Source organism: Massilia luteola (genome assembly GCF_034420155.1).
GTDB classification, from domain to species: domain Bacteria; phylum Pseudomonadota; class Gammaproteobacteria; order Burkholderiales; family Burkholderiaceae_D; genus Telluria; species Telluria luteola.
In genome coordinates this window covers 351,070-367,352 of the sequence record NZ_JAXOFN010000001.1, presented here as the reverse complement: position 1 = coordinate 367,352, position 16,283 = coordinate 351,070, and the positions used below count along the sequence as shown (strand labels likewise).

The 16,283-nt window shown below is 65.2% G+C and carries 15 protein-coding genes, 6 tRNA genes and 1 pseudogene; 1 reads left to right on the top strand and 21 read right to left on the bottom strand.

Annotated features, from left to right (window positions below; all coding sequences use genetic code 11):
* Positions 1-236: 236 nt before the first annotated feature.
* The 19 genes and pseudogenes from U9J41_RS01785 to lepA form a co-directional block, all read right to left on the bottom strand.
* Positions 237-503: pseudogene (locus tag U9J41_RS01785) on the bottom strand (transposase domain-containing protein); the annotation flags it as partial.
* Between the two features lie 119 nt (positions 504-622).
* Positions 623-880, bottom strand: coding sequence for an IS66 family insertion sequence element accessory protein TnpB (tnpB, locus tag U9J41_RS01780; protein ID WP_425259851.1), 258 nt, complete (start codon positions 878-880; stop codon positions 623-625).
* The gene (gene tnpA, locus U9J41_RS01775; protein WP_322399866.1) at positions 877-1,236 is read right to left on the bottom strand and encodes an IS66-like element accessory protein TnpA; all 360 of its coding nucleotides are present in this window, start codon (positions 1,234-1,236) and stop codon (positions 877-879) included. The genes tnpB and tnpA overlap by 4 nt, the downstream gene beginning before the upstream one ends.
* A gap of 242 nt (positions 1,237-1,478) precedes the next feature.
* Positions 1,479-1,552, bottom strand: a tRNA-Cys gene (locus U9J41_RS01770).
* A 73-nt stretch (positions 1,553-1,625) separates the two neighbouring features.
* A tRNA-Gly gene (locus U9J41_RS01765) sits at positions 1,626-1,701 on the bottom strand.
* 25 nt (positions 1,702-1,726) lie between these two features.
* Positions 1,727-1,802, bottom strand: a tRNA-Gly gene (locus U9J41_RS01760).
* Between the two features lie 32 nt (positions 1,803-1,834).
* A tRNA-Gly gene (locus U9J41_RS01755) sits at positions 1,835-1,910 on the bottom strand.
* 51 nt (positions 1,911-1,961) lie between these two features.
* A tRNA-Gly gene (locus U9J41_RS01750) sits at positions 1,962-2,037 on the bottom strand.
* Between the two features lie 85 nt (positions 2,038-2,122).
* Positions 2,123-2,198 (bottom strand) — tRNA-Gly (locus U9J41_RS01745).
* A gap of 85 nt (positions 2,199-2,283) precedes the next feature.
* Positions 2,284-2,868: a CDP-diacylglycerol--glycerol-3-phosphate 3-phosphatidyltransferase gene (pgsA, locus tag U9J41_RS01740; RefSeq protein ID WP_322399865.1), complete on the bottom strand. Its 585-nt coding sequence runs from the start codon at positions 2,866-2,868 to the stop codon at positions 2,284-2,286.
* An 85-nt stretch (positions 2,869-2,953) separates the two neighbouring features.
* Positions 2,954-4,822: an excinuclease ABC subunit UvrC gene (uvrC, locus tag U9J41_RS01735; protein WP_322400137.1), complete on the bottom strand. Its 1,869-nt coding sequence runs from the start codon at positions 4,820-4,822 to the stop codon at positions 2,954-2,956.
* A gap of 143 nt (positions 4,823-4,965) precedes the next feature.
* A complete protein-coding gene (gene acpS / locus U9J41_RS01730; protein WP_322399864.1) occupies positions 4,966-5,382 on the bottom strand; it encodes a holo-ACP synthase in 417 nt (138 codons plus the stop codon).
* Complete coding sequence (gene pdxJ / locus U9J41_RS01725; RefSeq protein ID WP_322399863.1) at positions 5,379-6,164, bottom strand: pyridoxine 5'-phosphate synthase; 786 nt, start codon at positions 6,162-6,164, stop codon at positions 5,379-5,381. The genes acpS and pdxJ overlap by 4 nt, the downstream gene beginning before the upstream one ends.
* A gap of 26 nt (positions 6,165-6,190) precedes the next feature.
* A complete protein-coding gene (gene recO, locus U9J41_RS01720; protein WP_322399862.1) occupies positions 6,191-7,003 on the bottom strand; it encodes a DNA repair protein RecO in 813 nt (270 codons plus the stop codon).
* A gap of 21 nt (positions 7,004-7,024) precedes the next feature.
* Positions 7,025-7,957 (bottom strand): GTPase Era, encoded by a 933-nt coding sequence (gene era / locus U9J41_RS01715; RefSeq protein WP_322399861.1) that lies wholly within the window; start codon positions 7,955-7,957, stop codon positions 7,025-7,027.
* On the bottom strand, positions 7,954-8,787 hold the full coding sequence (gene rnc / locus U9J41_RS01710) for a ribonuclease III (RefSeq protein WP_056436102.1): 834 nt from the start codon (positions 8,785-8,787) through the stop codon (positions 7,954-7,956). Before rnc ends, era begins: the two co-directional genes overlap by 4 nt.
* Positions 8,788-8,850: 63 nt before the next feature.
* A complete protein-coding gene (locus U9J41_RS01705; protein ID WP_322399860.1) occupies positions 8,851-9,258 on the bottom strand; it encodes a DUF4845 domain-containing protein in 408 nt (135 codons plus the stop codon).
* Positions 9,259-9,277: 19 nt separating this feature from the next.
* The gene (lepB, locus tag U9J41_RS01700) at positions 9,278-10,192 is read right to left on the bottom strand and encodes a signal peptidase I (RefSeq protein ID WP_322399859.1); all 915 of its coding nucleotides are present in this window, start codon (positions 10,190-10,192) and stop codon (positions 9,278-9,280) included.
* A 17-nt stretch (positions 10,193-10,209) separates the two neighbouring features.
* Entirely contained in the window at positions 10,210-12,003 is a 1,794-nt protein-coding gene (lepA, locus tag U9J41_RS01695) for a translation elongation factor 4 (RefSeq protein WP_322399858.1), read from the bottom strand.
* Between the two features lie 410 nt (positions 12,004-12,413).
* On the opposite strand from lepA, the gene U9J41_RS01690 reads away from it, so the two are divergent.
* Positions 12,414-13,385, top strand: a complete 972-nt coding sequence (locus tag U9J41_RS01690) for a hypothetical protein (protein WP_322399857.1) — start codon at positions 12,414-12,416, stop codon at positions 13,383-13,385.
* A 149-nt stretch (positions 13,386-13,534) separates the two neighbouring features.
* Here U9J41_RS01690 and U9J41_RS01685 read toward each other — a convergent pair whose 3' ends face one another.
* Both U9J41_RS01685 and U9J41_RS01680 read right to left on the bottom strand, forming a co-directional pair.
* Positions 13,535-14,785 (bottom strand): ATP-grasp domain-containing protein, encoded by a 1,251-nt coding sequence (locus tag U9J41_RS01685; protein ID WP_322399856.1) that lies wholly within the window; start codon positions 14,783-14,785, stop codon positions 13,535-13,537.
* Positions 14,782-16,239 (bottom strand): pyridoxal phosphate-dependent decarboxylase family protein, encoded by a 1,458-nt coding sequence (locus tag U9J41_RS01680; RefSeq protein WP_322399855.1) that lies wholly within the window; start codon positions 16,237-16,239, stop codon positions 14,782-14,784. The genes U9J41_RS01685 and U9J41_RS01680 overlap by 4 nt, the downstream gene beginning before the upstream one ends.
* Positions 16,240-16,283: the final 44 nt, after the last annotated feature.

The window sequence follows — 16,283 nt, the reverse complement described above, 5'->3', positions numbered from 1 at the left end:
GGTGAACTGGGCATTGATCGCCTTCGCAAAGAAACTGCGTTGACCATAAGCGAATACAGGAATCCGGGGCTGGCCCGTTCCTTGTGCCCACAGATGACCATCTTCTTTTGTGAAATGGACGCCTTGGACGCCTGATTGCGGCGACAGCGCGTAATAGCCGACCAGCGCATCCAGACCTGCCGGGTCGAATGCGACTTCCCTGAACATTTTGTCCGGAGACATCGGTGCGGCGCCATCTCCACAGGCGCCTGTGCTTCCGCCACCGCCGCTTCGGCCTCCAGGTCCTCGAGCTTGAGTTCCAGTTGCTCGATTTGCTGGTCGAGCTTCTCGGAGCGGCGGCCAAACTGCATGCGCCGCAGCTTGGCCAGCACCAGCTTCAGGTGCTCGATTTCGGCGGTGCGTGTCGATAGTTCAGCGGACAAGTGCGCCACGCGCGCTTCGCTGGCCAGCAGCATGGCCTTCAATGCGGCGATATCGTCGGGCAGGTGGGCGGCGTCAAGCATGCGGCCCAGTTTACGCGGACCGTGCCACGTTTACAAGGCTGACTGCGGGCGCCAGGTACGCTCGGGCCGGCGCCAGTCGATTCCTTCCAATAGCATCGAGAGCTGGGCCTGCGTCAACGTCACCGTGCCTCATTGGCTTGTGGCCAGACGAAGCGCCCGCGCTCGAGCCGTTTGCACAGCAAACACAGGCCGTCACCGGTCCACCACAGCACCTTCACCAGATCGCCGCGCCGCCCGCGGAATACGAACACGTGGCCGCTGTACGGATCTTCCTGCAGGGCCGTCGCCACCTTCACGGCCAAGCCGTTGAAGCCGGAGCGCATGTCGGTCACGCCGGCCGCCAGCCAGATTCGCGTACCCGCGGGCAGCCCGATCATGGACGCAAACCCTGCAGTACCAGCGCCAATGTCGCCGGGTCGGGCGCGCCGCGAATGCAGACTCTGGCCTGGCCCAACTGGATCTCAATGCTGTCGGCACCACCGGCACCGAAACCGGGCGGTTCTTTCGGCTCGGTCGTCACCGCCACTGGCAGAAACTGGGTGGTCGTGTCGAGCAAGCCGGCACGCAGTTGACGGCGCCAGCGAAATAGCATGTTCGTGTTCAGCCCATGCTGCATCGCCAACTGGGCTACCGATATCGACTCATCGCATGCTAGCTGTGCCAGCTGCCGCTTGAACTCCAGCGGATAGTTCGTGCTGCGTCGGCGCTTCTTTTGTTCTGCTTCACCTACCAAAATAGTCCCCACCAAAAATACTGGGGACTACTTTGCGTCTGAAGCTGCCGAGTGTCTACACGATGCAGAGACGACGCTTACCTTGATGGCTTAGCTGCACCGGCCGCTCTATGAAGTGTCCCATGCAGTCCAGACGGCGCGCAGATGGCGCTTACACGAAACCGCAGTTGGTGTGCTCATTTCGTCGTAGGCATGGGTTTAAATCTGATTTGAATCAGAGCCTTAAGACAACATGAGATAGATGGAGGCGAGGATGGGAGTCGAACCCATCTACACGGCTTTGCAGGCCGCTGCATAACCGCTTTGCTACCTCGCCGGAGGAAGACTTTGACTATCGAAGCGACCGGTTAGCTGTCGCAACGACGCGAGAAGGCTGGCTTCTCTGTAACTGGAGCGGGAGAAGAGTCTCGAACTCTCGACCTCAACCTTGGCAAGGTTGCGCTCTACCAACTGAGCTACTCCCGCATCGGTACTGCTATTCGTGAATCACTGGAGCGGGAGAAGAGTCTCGAACTCTCGACCTCAACCTTGGCAAGGTTGCGCTCTACCAACTGAGCTACTCCCGCTTAGGAGTTCATCACGCACTGCCGTAAAACACTGGAGCGGGAGAAGAGTCTCGAACTCTCGACCTCAACCTTGGCAAGGTTGCGCTCTACCAACTGAGCTACTCCCGCATGGAGTCTTACTACCTACTATTTGCTGCCCCAGCCTCATCTGCCGATGAGTGGAGCGGGAGAAGAGTCTCGAACTCTCGACCTCAACCTTGGCAAGGTTGCGCTCTACCAACTGAGCTACTCCCGCGTCGCTGGAACTTGCGATTATCTCAGATTTTTTACTGATTTCCAAGACAACCTTTTTGTTACGACCATCAATCACCTGCAAACTCTGGAGCGGGAGAAGAGTCTCGAACTCTCGACCTCAACCTTGGCAAGGTTGCGCTCTACCAACTGAGCTACTCCCGCTTCGTTCCGTTTGCCGCGATGTCGTTCGCAACAGGCAGGCATTATAGAGATGCTGAGCTATGTGTCAAGGATGAATGTCGTAAAGCTATACGGCGCCGGACTTTTCCTTGATGAGCGGCCAGGCGCGGCGCAGGTAATAAAACATCGACCAGACCGTCAGCACGCCCGCGACCCACAGCAGCAGTTCGCCGCAGCGGTGAATGTCGAGCGTGCCGTCGAACAGCGGGTCGTGGAACAGCAGCATGGGGATCGCGACCATCTGCGCGGCCGTCTTGATCTTGCCGAGCGAGTTCACCGCGACGGACTTGCGCGCGCCGATCTCGGCCATCCATTCGCGCAGCGCCGAAATCGTGATCTCGCGGCCGATGATGATGAAGGCGATGATGGCGTTCACGCGGCCCAGCTGCACCAGCACGAGCAGCGCGCCCGCCACCATCAGCTTGTCCGCCACGGGGTCGAGAAAGGCGCCGAACGCCGACGTCTCATTCCAGCGCCGGGCCAGATAGCCGTCGAACCAGTCGGTGATCGCGGCCACGATGAACACGAGCGTGGAGGCCAGGTTGCGGTCGGCCACGTGCAGCCAGTGATCGGGAAGGTAGTAGACACCGACGACCAGCGGGATGAGTGCGACGCGTAGCCACGTCAGGAGAATCGGAATATTGAAAGGCATGGGTGAGGCGGATCGGTACTGCACTTGTTGAGTTTGTGCGCGCTAGTCTACATGGCTCTTGCCGTTTAAACCAGTTGAGCCCACTTCAGTGCAGCTGCCGGTAGATCTCCTCGGCCAGCGTGCTCGAAATGCCCTCCACCGACATCAGGTCCTCGACGCTCGCATCGACCACGCCGCGCAGCCCGCCAAAGCGCGCCAGGAGCTTCTGGCGGCGCTTGGCGCCGATGCCCTCGATCTCTTCCAGGCGCGACGCCTGGCGCGTCTTGGCGCGCTTGGCGCGCATGCCCGTGATGGCGAAGCGGTGCGCCTCGTCGCGGATCATCGCCACGAGCATCAGCGCGGCCGATTCCTTGCCCAGTTCCTGCGCGGCGCGGCCGTCGGCGAAGATCAAGGTTTCCAAGCCGACGCGGCGCCCCTCCCCTTTCGCCACGCCGACGATGGACGCGATGTCTAGCCCCAGTTCCGTGAACACCTGGCGCGCCATCTCGACCTGCCCCTTGCCGCCGTCGATGAGCGCGATGTCCGGCATCACGCCGTCGCCGTTCGCCACCTTTTCGTAGCGCCGCATCAGGACCTGGCGCATGGCGGCGTAGTCGTCGCCCGGCGTGATACCCGCGATGTTGTAGCGCCGGTATTCGCCGTTCTGCATCTGGTGGTGGTGGAACACGACGCACGACGCCTGCGTCGCTTCGCCGGCCGTGTGGCTGATGTCGAAGCATTCGATGCGCAGCGCGTCGAGGTCCTCGCTGTCCAGGCCGAGAACATCGGCCAGCGCGCGCGTGCGCGACTGCTGCGAACCCTGTTCGGACAGCAGGCGGGCCAGCGAGATCTCCGCGCCCTTCTGCGCCAGCTCCAGCCACTGGCGGCGCTGGCCCTGCGGCTGGAACACGAGATTGATGCGGTGGCCGCACTGCTCGGTCAGCGCCATCATCAGCTCGGGCTGGTCGAACTCGATGTTAAGGATGAACGTGCCGGGCACGAACTTGTCGCCGTAGTGCTGAGCCAGGAACGCGGCCAGCACCTCCACTTCGATGGGGCATTCATCCATCGCCTCGCCCACCTGGGTCGGGAAATAGGCGCGGTCGCCGAGGTGGCGGCCGCCGCGCACCATCGCCAGGTTGACGCAGGCGCGGCCGCCCTGCACGACGACGGCGATGATGTCGACGTCGGCGTCGCCGGTCGTCTCCATGCTCTGCTGGTGCAGCACGCGCGAGAGCGCCTGGATCTGGTTGCGCACGCTGGCCGCCTGTTCGAATTTCAGGTCCTCGGCATAGGCGAGCATCTTCCTCTCGAGTTCTTCCAGCACCTCGGTCTGGCGCCCGCGCAGGAATTTCGCCGCGTTGTCGACGTCGCGCTGGTAGTCCTCGGGCGCGATCAGCTCCACGCACGGGCCGCTGCAGCGCCCGATCTGGTGCAGCAGGCACGGCCGCGTGCGATTGGCGAAGACGCTGTCCTCGCACGTGCGCAGCATGAACACCTTTTGCAGCAATTGCATGGATTCCTTGACGGCCCATGCGCTCGGGAACGGTCCGAAGTACTGGTTCTTCTTGTCCAGTGCGCCGCGATAATAGGCCATGCGCGGAAAGGCGCCGCCCGTGAGTTTCAGGTACGGGTACGACTTGTCGTCGCGGAACAGGATGTTGTAGCGCGGCTTCAGGCTCTTGATCAGGTTGTTTTCCAGGATCAGGGCCTCGGCCTCGCTATGCGTCACCGTCGTTTCCAGGCGCGCGATCTGCGACACCATCATCGCGATGCGCGGGCTCGACAACGTCTTCTGGAAATAGCTCGACACGCGCTTCTTGAGGTTGCGCGCCTTGCCGACGTACAGGACCTTGTCGTCGCCGTCGAAATAGCGATAGACGCCCGGCAGGTCGGGCAGCCTGGCCACCGTCGCCAGCACTTGTTCGCGCGCTTCCTCGCTGGGGCGCGCGGGAGATTCGGCATCCTTCGTCATCGTCGCGATCATTTCCTCTTTCATGGCTTGCCACGCGTCCGGACGGGCGCGCGGCATGGTGGCCGGGGCCGGCCGCGGCGCGCGCCGCGGCGTCTTCGGCCTGGCCGGTACTACGACTTCGTCTTTCACTTCCGCTGCACCTGCTACGTCGCGGACGCTCCTTCCGGGGCCTGGGTGACGATCACGAACGCGACGCCGTAGTCGGCCTCGTCGCTGATCGTCACCTGGGCCGTGAGGCGGTGCGTCCGCATGAATTCGTCGAGCGCCCCGCTGCACACGATCACCGGCTTGCCGCTGGGCGCGTTGAGCATCTGGGCCGAGCGCCACGTCATGGGCATGCGCATGCCCAGGCCGATCGCTTTCGAGAACGCCTCCTTGGCCGAGAACCGCGTGGCCAGGAAGCGCAGCCCGCGCACGTCGTTCTTGGCGCGGCGGGCGTGGTATTTGACGAGTTCCTCGGGGCCGAGGATCTTTTCGGCGAAGCGCGGCCCGCTGCGCGCGAGGGCCGCCGCGACGCGCGAGATCTGGACGATGTCCGTGCCGATCCCGTAGATCGTCACTGCCCGGCTCCGTGCGCGGCGTACGACACGCCCAGGCGCGCGGCGACCATGATCGCCTTCATCTCGCGCACGGCGTTTTCGAAGCCCGCGAACAGCGCGTGCGCGACGATCGCGTGGCCGATGTTCAGTTCATGGATCTCGGGAATCGCCGCGATCGGCTGCACGTTCGCATAGTGCAGGCCGTGGCCCGCGTTCACGCGCAGGCCGTGCCTCACGCCGGCGCGCACACCCAGCTTGATGCGCTCCAGTTCGCGCGCCAGTTCGTCCGCGTTGCCGGCCTCGGCGTAGCGGCCCGTGTGCAGCTCGATGACCGTGGCGCCCACCTGCGCGGCGGCGGCGATCTGCGCGTCGTCCGCATCGATGAACAGCGACACCCGGATGCCCTCGCCTTTCAGCTGGCGGACCGCGGCTTCGACTTCCTTCTGGTAGCGGACGACGTCCAGGCCGCCTTCGGTCGTCACTTCCTCGCGGCGCTCCGGCACGAGGCACACGTCCTGCGGCTTCACCTTGCAGGCGAAGTCGATCATCTCCTGCGTGACGGCCGCTTCCAGGTTCATGCGCGTCGCCAGCTGCGGGCGGATGGCGAGGACGTCGGCGTCCTTGATGTGGCGGCGGTCTTCGCGCAGGTGCAGGGTGATCAGGTCGGCGCCCGCCTGCTCGGCGATCAGCGCGGCGCGCAGCGGGTCGGGATAGACGGTGCCGCGCGCGTTGCGGACGGTGGCGATGTGGTCGATGTTCACGCCCAGGTCGATCACCTGGCCGGCGGGTTGCAGGAAGCTCATGGTCGTATTCTCGTATTCTTTTGGTGTTAAAGCTGCATCAGGTCGATCAAAATCTGGCGCGTGTTCAGCGGCGCGCCGCCCAGGTGATAGGCCAGCAGGAAGCGCATCAGCTGTTTGCTCTGCGCCTGCGTCTGCGGGTCGGCGTAGTGTTCGCGCTCCATGTCGACCAGCGTCTTGCCGGACACGATCGGCCACGACTCCACGGCCGCCGCCGTGCGTGCGCCGCGCTCGGGATCGACGACGTACAGGCCGTCCGGCTCGACGGCCGCGCGCGTCGTCGTGCAGCGCGTGAGGTCGGCGGCGACCCCGGTCTCCTTAAGTAAGGCCCGTTCGAATTTTCGCAAGGCGATCGGCGCCGGCTCGCCGTGCGTCAGTTCATTGAGGGTCGAGACGTAATGGTTGAACAACGCGGGATGCGGATCGTCGCGCGCCAGCAGTTTCACCAGCAGTTCATTGAGATAGAAGCCGCACAGCAGCGCGGCCTTTTCCAGCGGCAGCATGCCGCCGACCCATTCGGCGTCGATCAGCGTGCGCAGCTCGGACTTGCCGGAAAACGACACGGACAGCGGCTGGAAGGTCTGCAGCACGCCGCGCAGCTTCGACGTCGGCCGTTTCGCGCCCTTCGCCACGACGCCGATGCGGCCGTGGTCGCGCGTAAACATGTCGACGATGAGGCTCGTTTCCTTGTACGGATAGCTGTGCAGCACGAACCCGGGCTGGCCGTTGATGCGGCCTTCGCGCACGGGCGCGCGGCGCCTGGCGCCGGCGGGCGCCGCGTGCGGCGCGGCTGCATGCGCGTCCTGGTCGTTGTCGATGAGTTCGTCGTCGTGGCTGGGCATGCGGGCTATCTTACCCCGGCTTCACTCGTAGCCGTAAGCGCGCAGGCCCGCTTCGTTGTCGGCCCAGCCGGATTTCACCTTGACCCAGATTTCCAGGTAGACAGGACCGCCGAACAGTTTTTCCATGTCGAGGCGGGACTGCGTGGAAATCTCTTTCAGGCGCGCGCCCTTGTTACCGATGATCATCGACTTGTGCGTGTCGCGCTCGACGAGGATGGCGGCGAACACGCGGCGCAGATTGCCTTCCTGCAGGAATTGCTCGATCAGCACGGTGCTCGTGTACGGCAGCTCGTCGCCCAGCAGGCGGAACACTTTTTCGCGCACGATCTCGGCCGCGAGGAATTTCTCGCTGCGGTCCGTGATGTCGTCCGGGCCGAAGATCGGCGCATTTTCGGGCAGGTGGCGCTTGATCTCGCCTTCCAGCGCATCGACTTGGAAGCGCAGCTTCGCGGACACGGGCACGACGGCCGTGAAATCGCGCAGGCCCGCCACCTTGGCCGCGAACGGCATCAGCTCGGCCTTGTCCTTCATGCGGTCGGACTTGTTGATGACGAGGATGACGGGCACGTTCTTCGGCAACAGGTCGAGCACTTGCTGGTCGGCCGGGCCGAACGTGCCGGCCTCGACGAGGAACAGGATCACGTCGGATGCCGTCAGCGTGTTCGACACCGTCTTGTTCAGCGTCTTGTTCAGCGCGTTCGCGTGGCGGGTCTGGAAGCCTGGCGTGTCGACGTAGATGAACTGGGCGTCGTCGCGGGTCTGGATGCCCGTGATGCGGTGGCGCGTCGTCTGCGCCTTGCGCGACGTGATCGACACCTTGGCACCGATCAGCACGTTCATGAGCGTCGACTTGCCCACGTTCGGACGGCCGACGATGGCGATGTAGCCGCAGCGGAAGCCTTCCGGCTGCGTGCCTTCTTCGGGTGCGTCGTTGGGGGTGGTTTCCGTGTTCATGCTGGCGTGTTTCCTGACTTCTGGGGCTGTGATGGTTTCTGCTGCGACTGCGGCTCCTCGGCCTGCACCGTCAGCTCGCTCTGGTCGGTGGCGATGCCCGCCAGTTTCAGCTGGGCGGAACGGGGCCGCGACTTGCGCGCCGTGGACGGGCTCTTCTGCAACAGCTGCTCGGCCGTTTCGAGCGCAAGGCGCGCCGCGGCCTGCTCGCCGGCGCGGCGGCTGCCGCCGCGGCCGAACACCTGGATGCCGAGTTTCGGCACGAGGCATTCGATCTCGAATTCCTGGCTGTGGGCGGCGCCGTGCGTCGCGACGACGTTGTAGGTCGGCAGCGAGATCTTTTTGCTCTGCAAGAATTCCTGCAGCAGCGTCTTGGCGTCCTTGCCGAGCGTGCGCGGATCGACGGAATCGAGCAGCGGAATATAAAACGCGCGGATCGCGGCGCGCGCCGCGTCGAAGCCGCTGTCGAGGAAGATGGCGCCCAGCAGGGCTTCCAGCGTATCGGCCAGGATCGACGGTCGGCGGAAGCCGCCGGATTTCAGCTCGCCCTCGCCCAGGCGCAGGAATTGCGACAGCTCCAGCTTCTGGGCGATCTCGAACAGCGACTGCTGCTTGACGAGGTTGGCGCGCAGGCGCGACAGGTCGCCTTCCGCCAGGTTGTTGAAGCGGTCGTACAGGATGGAAGCGACGACGCAGTTCAGGATCGAGTCGCCGAGGAATTCGAGGCGCTCGTTATGCACACTGCTGTGGCTACGGTGGGTCAGCGCCTGCTGCAGCAGGCCGGGGTCCCGGAACGTATAGCCTAGGCGGGTTTGCAATAACTGAAGATTCATTGTCGTACCAATCTAATGGGCCGGCGCCGCGCGCCGATCCCATCGCGCGCCCTCCCGGCTGTGTTACTTCGTATCGGCCTTGGCGGCGACGACGCCGCTCGGGTCGGTGGTGCCGGCAAAGTCGAACAGCAGGCTGACATTGCCCGCCAGCGGGATCCGCTTCTCGTAGGAGAAGCTGATTTCGGTATCGCCGCCGTCGCGCGTGATCACCAGGTCGTGCCCGGAGATGGCGTCGACGTCGTTGACGCCGGCATTCTTGTCGAAGGCTTGCTGGATGTCGCGCACGCTGCCGGTGCCGGCTTCCGCCTTCGCCTTGACGATCGAATCCTTGACGGCCCGGTATTCGAACAACGCCGGGACCACCTTGATGGCTACCAGCGCCACCGCGCCCAGCACGATCAACACGACGATCAGGCCGGACAGCGAGACACCGCTCTCCGCGCCGATCCGATACCGTTTGCTGCTTGTCATCTCACCCTCCGCGTCCGGCTCAGTGGATACCGCCGATGCGCTTCAGGTTGCCGAAGTTCATCCAAACAAACACAGCCTTGCCGACGATGTTCTTGTCCGGCACGAAGCCCCAGTAGCGGCTGTCTGCGCTGTTGTCGCGGTTATCGCCCATCATGAAATAATTGCCCTCCGGTACGATACAGGTAAATCCATCGTAGGAATAGGTGCAATTTTCGTGATGCGGGAAATCTTCCACGGCGCTCAGGTTGATCGTGCGCGCACCGTCCATGTTCAGGATGCGGTGCGGGGCGGCCGGCAGTTTTTCCAGGAACTGCTTGTGGTAGACCGGACGCTCGTCGTCCAGGTAATCGTCCATCGGCTGGTACTCGATCGGCTGGCCGTTGACGGTCAGGCGCTTGTTCTCGTAGGTGATTTTATCACCCGGCACGCCGATCACGCGCTTGATGTAGTCCTGGCTCGGATCCTTGGGGTATTTGAACACCATGACGTCGCCGCGGTGCGGATTGCCGATCTGGACGATCTTCTTGTTGATCACCGGCAGGCGGATGCCGTAGTCGAACTTGTTCACGAGGATCAGGTCGCCCACGAGCAGGGTCGGCACCATCGACGACGACGGGATCTTGAACGGCTCGAACAGGAAGGACCGCAGCACGAACACGAGCGCGATCACGGGGAAGAAGCTGCCGGAATATTCGACCCACGTCGGCTGGCGCAGGATCGACGCTTCCAGCACGGCGCGGTTGCCGTTGTCCAGCTTGATGCCGTCGGCGGTCAGCTTGGCGAGGCGCGCGTCGTACTCGGCCAGGGCCGCATCCGCTTTCGCGCGGCGCTGCTTGGCCAGCACGAACACGTCCAGGCACCAGATGACGCCGGTGACGACCATGGCCACGAACAGGATTAAGGCAAAGTTGCCAAGGATCAGTTGCAGGTTCATCGCTTGTTATTCTTTCCTTACTTTTCTTCCACTTGGAGGATGGCCAGGAAGGCCTCTTGCGGAATCTCCACGGAGCCGACCTGCTTCATGCGCTTCTTGCCGGCCTTTTGCTTTTCCAGCAGCTTCTTCTTGCGGCTGACGTCGCCGCCGTAGCACTTGGCCAGCACGTTCTTGCGCAGCGCCTTGACGTTCTCGCGCGAGATGATCGTCGCGCCGATCGCGGCCTGGATCGCCACGTCGAACATCTGGCGCGGGATCAGTTCGCGCATCTTCGCGGCCACCTGGCGCCCGCGGTAAGGCGCGTTGGCGCGGTGCACGATGATCGCCAGCGCATCGACCTTCTCGCCGTTGATCAGCATGTCGACCTTGACCACGTCGGCCGCGCGGTTTTCCTTGAACTCGTAGTCCATCGAGGCATAGCCGCGCGACGTCGACTTCAGGCGGTCGAAGAAGTCCAGCACGATCTCGGCCATCGGGATTTCGTAGTGCAGCTTGACCTGGCGGCCGTGGTAGGCCATGTCCATCTGGACGCCGCGCTTGCCGTTACACAGTGTCATCACCGCACCCACGTATTCCTGCGGCATGTAGAGATTGACGTCGACGATCGGCTCGCGCACTTCGTTGATCCTGGACGGCTCCGGCATCTTGGACGGATTGTCGACGCGGACGATGGAGCCGTCGCGCATCTCGACCTCGTACACCACGGTCGGCGCCGTCGTGATCAGGTCCATGTCGAATTCGCGTTCCAGGCGTTCCTGCACGATTTCCATGTGCAAGAGGCCGAGGAAACCGCAGCGGAAGCCGAAGCCCAGCGCCTGCGACACCTCCGGTTCGTACATCAGGGCGGCATCGTTCAGCTTCAGCTTTTCCAGCGAGTCGCGCAGCGCGTCGTACTGGTTCGCTTCCACCGGGAACAGGCCGGCGAACACTTGCGGCTGGACTTCCTTGAAGCCCGGCAGCGGCGCCGGCGCCGGACGGTTGGCCAGGGTCACGGTATCGCCCACCTTGGCGGCGGTCAGTTCCTTGATGCCGGCGATGACGAAGCCCACCTGGCCGGCCGACAGCTCCGGCAGCGAGACCGAGCGCGGCGTGAAGACGCCGATGTTCTCGACCAGGTTCACCGAGTCCGTCGCCATCAGCAGGATCTTGTCCTTCGGGCGCAGCGTGCCGTTGACCACGCGCACCAGCATGACGACGCCGACGTAGGAGTCGTACCAGGAGTCGACGATCAGCGCCTGCAGCGGCGCGTCCGGGTCGCCTTGCGGCGGCGGGACCTTGGCGATCAGGGTCTCGAGCACGTCTTCCACACCGAGGCCGGTCTTGGCCGAGCAGGTGGTCGCGTCGGACGCATCGATGCCGATCACGTCCTCGATTTCTTTCTTGGCGTTGTCCGGATCGGCGTGCGGCAGGTCGATCTTGTTCAGGATCGGCACGACTTCCACGCCCAGGTCGAGCGCCGTGTAGCAGTTGGCGACGGTCTGCGCTTCCACGCCCTGCGACGCGTCGACGACCAGCAGCGCGCCTTCGCAGGCGGACAGCGAGCGCGAGACTTCGTACGAGAAGTCGACGTGGCCCGGCGTGTCGATCAGGTTCAGGTTGTAGGTCTGGCCGTCGCGCGCCTTGTATTGCAGGGCCGCGGTCTGCGCCTTGATGGTGATGCCGCGCTCGCGCTCCAGGTCCATCGAGTCGAGGACCTGCGCATCCATTTCACGTTCCGACAAGCCGCCGCACAGCTGGATGATGCGGTCGGCCAGCGTCGATTTACCGTGATCGATGTGGGCGATGATGGAAAAGTTACGTATGTTTTTCATTAACAAACTCAAAACCAAAAAGAGCGGCACGCGGCCAGGCCGGTGCGGACGGATAACAGCCGAGGGCCCGCCGGCGCAATACGAAAAAAGCGCCGCGTGCGGGGGACGGGACGTTCCCCGGGCGAGCGCCTTATCGAGCGAAACGGGCGCCCAAGCGCCGCAGGTTCACCCGTAAGCTGCCCATTTTACCGGATTTCGAGCCAGAAAGCCCGGTTTCCGGGGGGCGACTCCCGGGAACACGCACGCTGGCGGGGATCGATACGGTGCGAAACACGGGCAGCAAGGGCGTGCGTGCGGTCTTGTCGTGCTGTCAACGGCGCTCGGAATTTAATTTCCAACCGTCAAGTTGGCGATGGAAGCGCCGTTAATGGGACATCGGCGGCCCGCCGCCATCCCGATACGTCGACACCATGATCTACACGTCCGATCCGCAGCAATGGAGCGCCCAGTTGGGCCAGCCCATCGAGACCCGCATCCTGCCCCTGCCCGACGAAGTGCGCGAATTCGTGCATCAGGTGAACATGGCGTCCGGCATGGATGCCGTGCCCGCCCCGTGCACGCCGGACGGCGCGCTGCGGGCGGACCTGCGCGCCGCGCTGGCCGGCATGCCGGCCGCCGTGCGCGACCTCGTGAGCCCGCTGCTGCTGGGCGTCTGCGTGGGCCGCGGGCTCGGCTCGTCGGGCGTGACCGACATCGTGGCGGACGCCGTCGACGGCCGCATCCTCGGCTGCATCGTGCTGCTCGATATCGATCTGCTGGAAAACCACACGGCCAATTCCTGGGCGACGTGGAAGGAAAACCTGCCGTTCGGCGGCCCCGGCTTCGCGCTGGCCGCGACGATCGCGGAACCGCGCGACGACACCCGCGCGCACGCCCTGCAATTCCTGCTGCTGCACGAATTCGGCCACGTCGTGACGGCGGGCGGGACGTTCCTGCCGCGCTGGTGGGAGCCGGTGCCGGCCGCATCTTTCCCCTTCCTCGACCTGAGCTGGGGCGTGAATGCGCAAGGACGCTTCGTGCCATGGGACGGCTCGAATTTCGAGCTGCGCGGCGTCGTCGATTTCTACGGCACCAACAAGCTGGACAGCGAAGCCATCCTGACCGCCTACTCCGGCCTGGAAGGCAGCGACTTTCCCAGCCTGTACGGCGCGACGAATCCGTATGACGATTTCGCCGAATGCTTCGCGAGCTATGTTCACAGCGAACTGCTGGGCCGGCCGTACCTGCTGTGCGTCGACTACGACGGCGTGCCGCAGGCGACCCTCGACAGCTTCTGGGCGAGCCCGCGCAGCGGCGCGAAGCGGGCGTTCATGCGCGCGCTGCTGGGGCCGGCGGCCGCCCTGCCCGTCGCCAACGATGCGCACGCACTCGCCGTAGCGTAAATGCCGTCGTTCCCGCGCAGGCGGACCCAATTCATCGTCGTTCCCGCGCGGGCGAACCTAATTCATCGTCGTTCCCGCGCAGGCGGGAACCCAATTACGTCGCGTAAACGTGAAATATACTTGGGCCCCCGCCTGCGCGGGGGCGACGGTTAGTTTGGCGCCGCGTCTGCAGCCGCGCCTGCCGCCCGGTGCAGCATCGCCTCGAAGGCGCGAAACACCTTGTCCATCGCGGGCCCCTTGTACGGATACTTGGCCGGGTCGTCCATCGCGTGCACGACCATCGCATTGTCCACTTCGAAGATCAACAGCCGGCCATCCTGCGTTTCCGCGCAATCGATGCCGAGGTAGGGCAAGCCGATGCGCGCGTCGATGTCCGCCAGCGCCCCCGCGTGGCGCCGCGCGAAGCCCGCGTCGAAACCGGCCATGCCGGCCGCCTCCTCCGCCCGCTTGTCCGCGCTGTCGTCCATGCCCGCGTTCAGGTAGTGCACCATCCAGTGCGACGAGATCGCCAGGTGGCAGATGAACGGCTGGCCGTCGATCAGCACGATGCGGTATTTGCGGAACTGGCCGTCCGGCCCGGAATAATCGACGAACGGCGCGAGATAAAACTCGCCCGACGGCTGCGCCGCCAGGTAGTCGCGCAGGGCGGCCGGATCGGCCACCTTCTGCAGATCCGTGCCGGCGTGCGAGTCGAGCGGCCGCACGATCAGGGGAAACGCGGCGCCCGGCAACAGCGCCGGCACATCGAGCACGCCGTCCGCCAGTTGCGCCGCCGTCGCGCGCGCCACGCGCACCGTGCGCGGCATCAGCACGCCCGCCGCACCGTCGAGCTTGGCATGGGCGCCGTCGCGCGACAGGTGCGCGATCTGCTCCGGCCGGTTGACGACGGGACGCGGCCAGCCGTCCAGCATCTGCGCCACGTCGCGCAGCAGCGGCACGTTGGCGTCCGATTGCGCGAGCGCCACGAACAGCACGTCGTGGTCGGGCACCTGTTCCGGCAGAGGCAGGTCGAGCGTCACGTACTGCACGTGCGCGGCGATGTCCGACGTCTGCAACAGGAATTCGATCGGCGTGTTGGCCATGAAGTCGCCCGGGCCCATCAGCACGAGCAGGTTCAGCGTCGGCGTGCGCGCCGGCGCCGGCAACGCGTACAGCGAGCGGGTGGCGAGCGCGTGCGCCTGCACGTCCAGGCCCGCCGCGCGCTGGCCCAGCAATTGCAGGACGAAGCTGGCATCGAGCCAGGCGTTCGCATCGTCCGGATTCGCCTGGGCGCGCGCCAGCAACAGTTCGCCGATCGGGCGCAGGTCGGCGCGATAGAAGGCGCAGCGCATCAGGGCCGCGGCACCGATCAGCGGGGCGTTCGGTGTGGCGGCGGCGTCGACGAGTTCAGGAGTGATCATGCTGTGGGAGGTAAGGATAGGCGGCGGCCGGCCCGCAGCACGGCGTCGACGAGCGCGTCGATGTCGGCGGGGCCGGTGCGGTGGTTGACGATCGCGGCGCGGATCGCGTAGCGGCCATCGAGCGTCGTCGCCGACGGCGCCACGCGGCCTTCGTCGTACAGCGCCAGCACGATCTCGCGGTTGACGCGTTCAGGGTCGTCGCAGACATAGCGGAAGCAGACGATGTTCAGGTTGACGGGCGCCGCCAGCGCCAGCTCCGGCTCGGCCGCGACGCGTTCGGCCAGCAGGCGCGCCAGCGCGCACGTGGCCGAGATCGAGCGGCCGATGGCGTCGGCGCCGTAGACCTGGAACGTCAGCCACGTCTTGAGCGCGCGAAAGCCCCGCGACAGGTCGGGGCCGACGTCGCATGGCCAGGCCGTCCCCGCCGCGAGGCCGCGTCCCGCGCGCTGCAGGTAGGCGGCCGGTGCCGCGAAGGCGTCCAGCATGCGCTCGCCGTCGCGTGCGAGAAAATAGCCCGCGTCATACGGCACCTGGCCCCATTTGTGGAAATCGAAGGCGATCGAATCGGCCCGCGCGATGCCGTCGAGCAGCGGCGCGACGTCCGGCGCCAGCATGCCCAGCGCCGCGTAGGCGCCGTCGACGTGCAGCCACATCGAATGCGCGCGCGCAAAATCGGCCAGCGCGGGGAGCGGATCGATGGCGCCCGTGTTCACCGTCCCGACGCTGGCGACGACGAGGAACGGACGCAGCCCTTTGCCGCAGTCGGCCTCGACCTGCGCGGCGAGGTCGTCGAGATCCATGCGGCCGGCGGCGTCCACGCGCACGCCGCGCAGCGCGTCGGTGCCGAAGCCGGCCATGTCCATCGCCTTGGCGATGCAGCCGTGAGCTTCGGTCGACGCGTACGCGCACAGGCCGGCGTGCGCGGCCAGTCCTTCCGCGCGCACGTCGCGGCCGAGCGCGCTCGTGCGCGCGACGACGACGCCCATGAAGTTGGCGATCGACGTGCCGGTGACGAACACGCCCCGCGCGTCGGCCGGAAAGCCGAACAGCGACGCCATCCAGCCCGACACCTGGCGCTCGACCTCGACCGGCGCCTGGTTGCGTCCGCCGACGTTGGCGTTCAGCGCCCCGGCGATCATCTCGGCCAGCATGCCGACCGGCGTGCCGGCGCCATGCACCCAGCCCATGAAGCCGGGATGCGGGTTGCCGACGGTATAGGGAATCACATTGTCCTGCAGGGTGCGGTAGGCGTCCGCCAGCGAACCGGGGCCGCGCGGCAGCGGCGCATGCAGGCTCGCGCGGGCTTCCGGGGGCATCTGCTGCCACACCGGGCGCGCGCGGATGCCTTCCAGGTTGTCGAACATATCGTCCAGCATCCGGTGCCCGAGGGCACGGATGTCCTTCCAGTCCTCGGGGTCGAGCGTCGTGTCGGGGCCGTCAGCCATATGCGCCATTCAGGAATCGATGACGCCGATTATCGCAGTTTGCCGGCGAATCG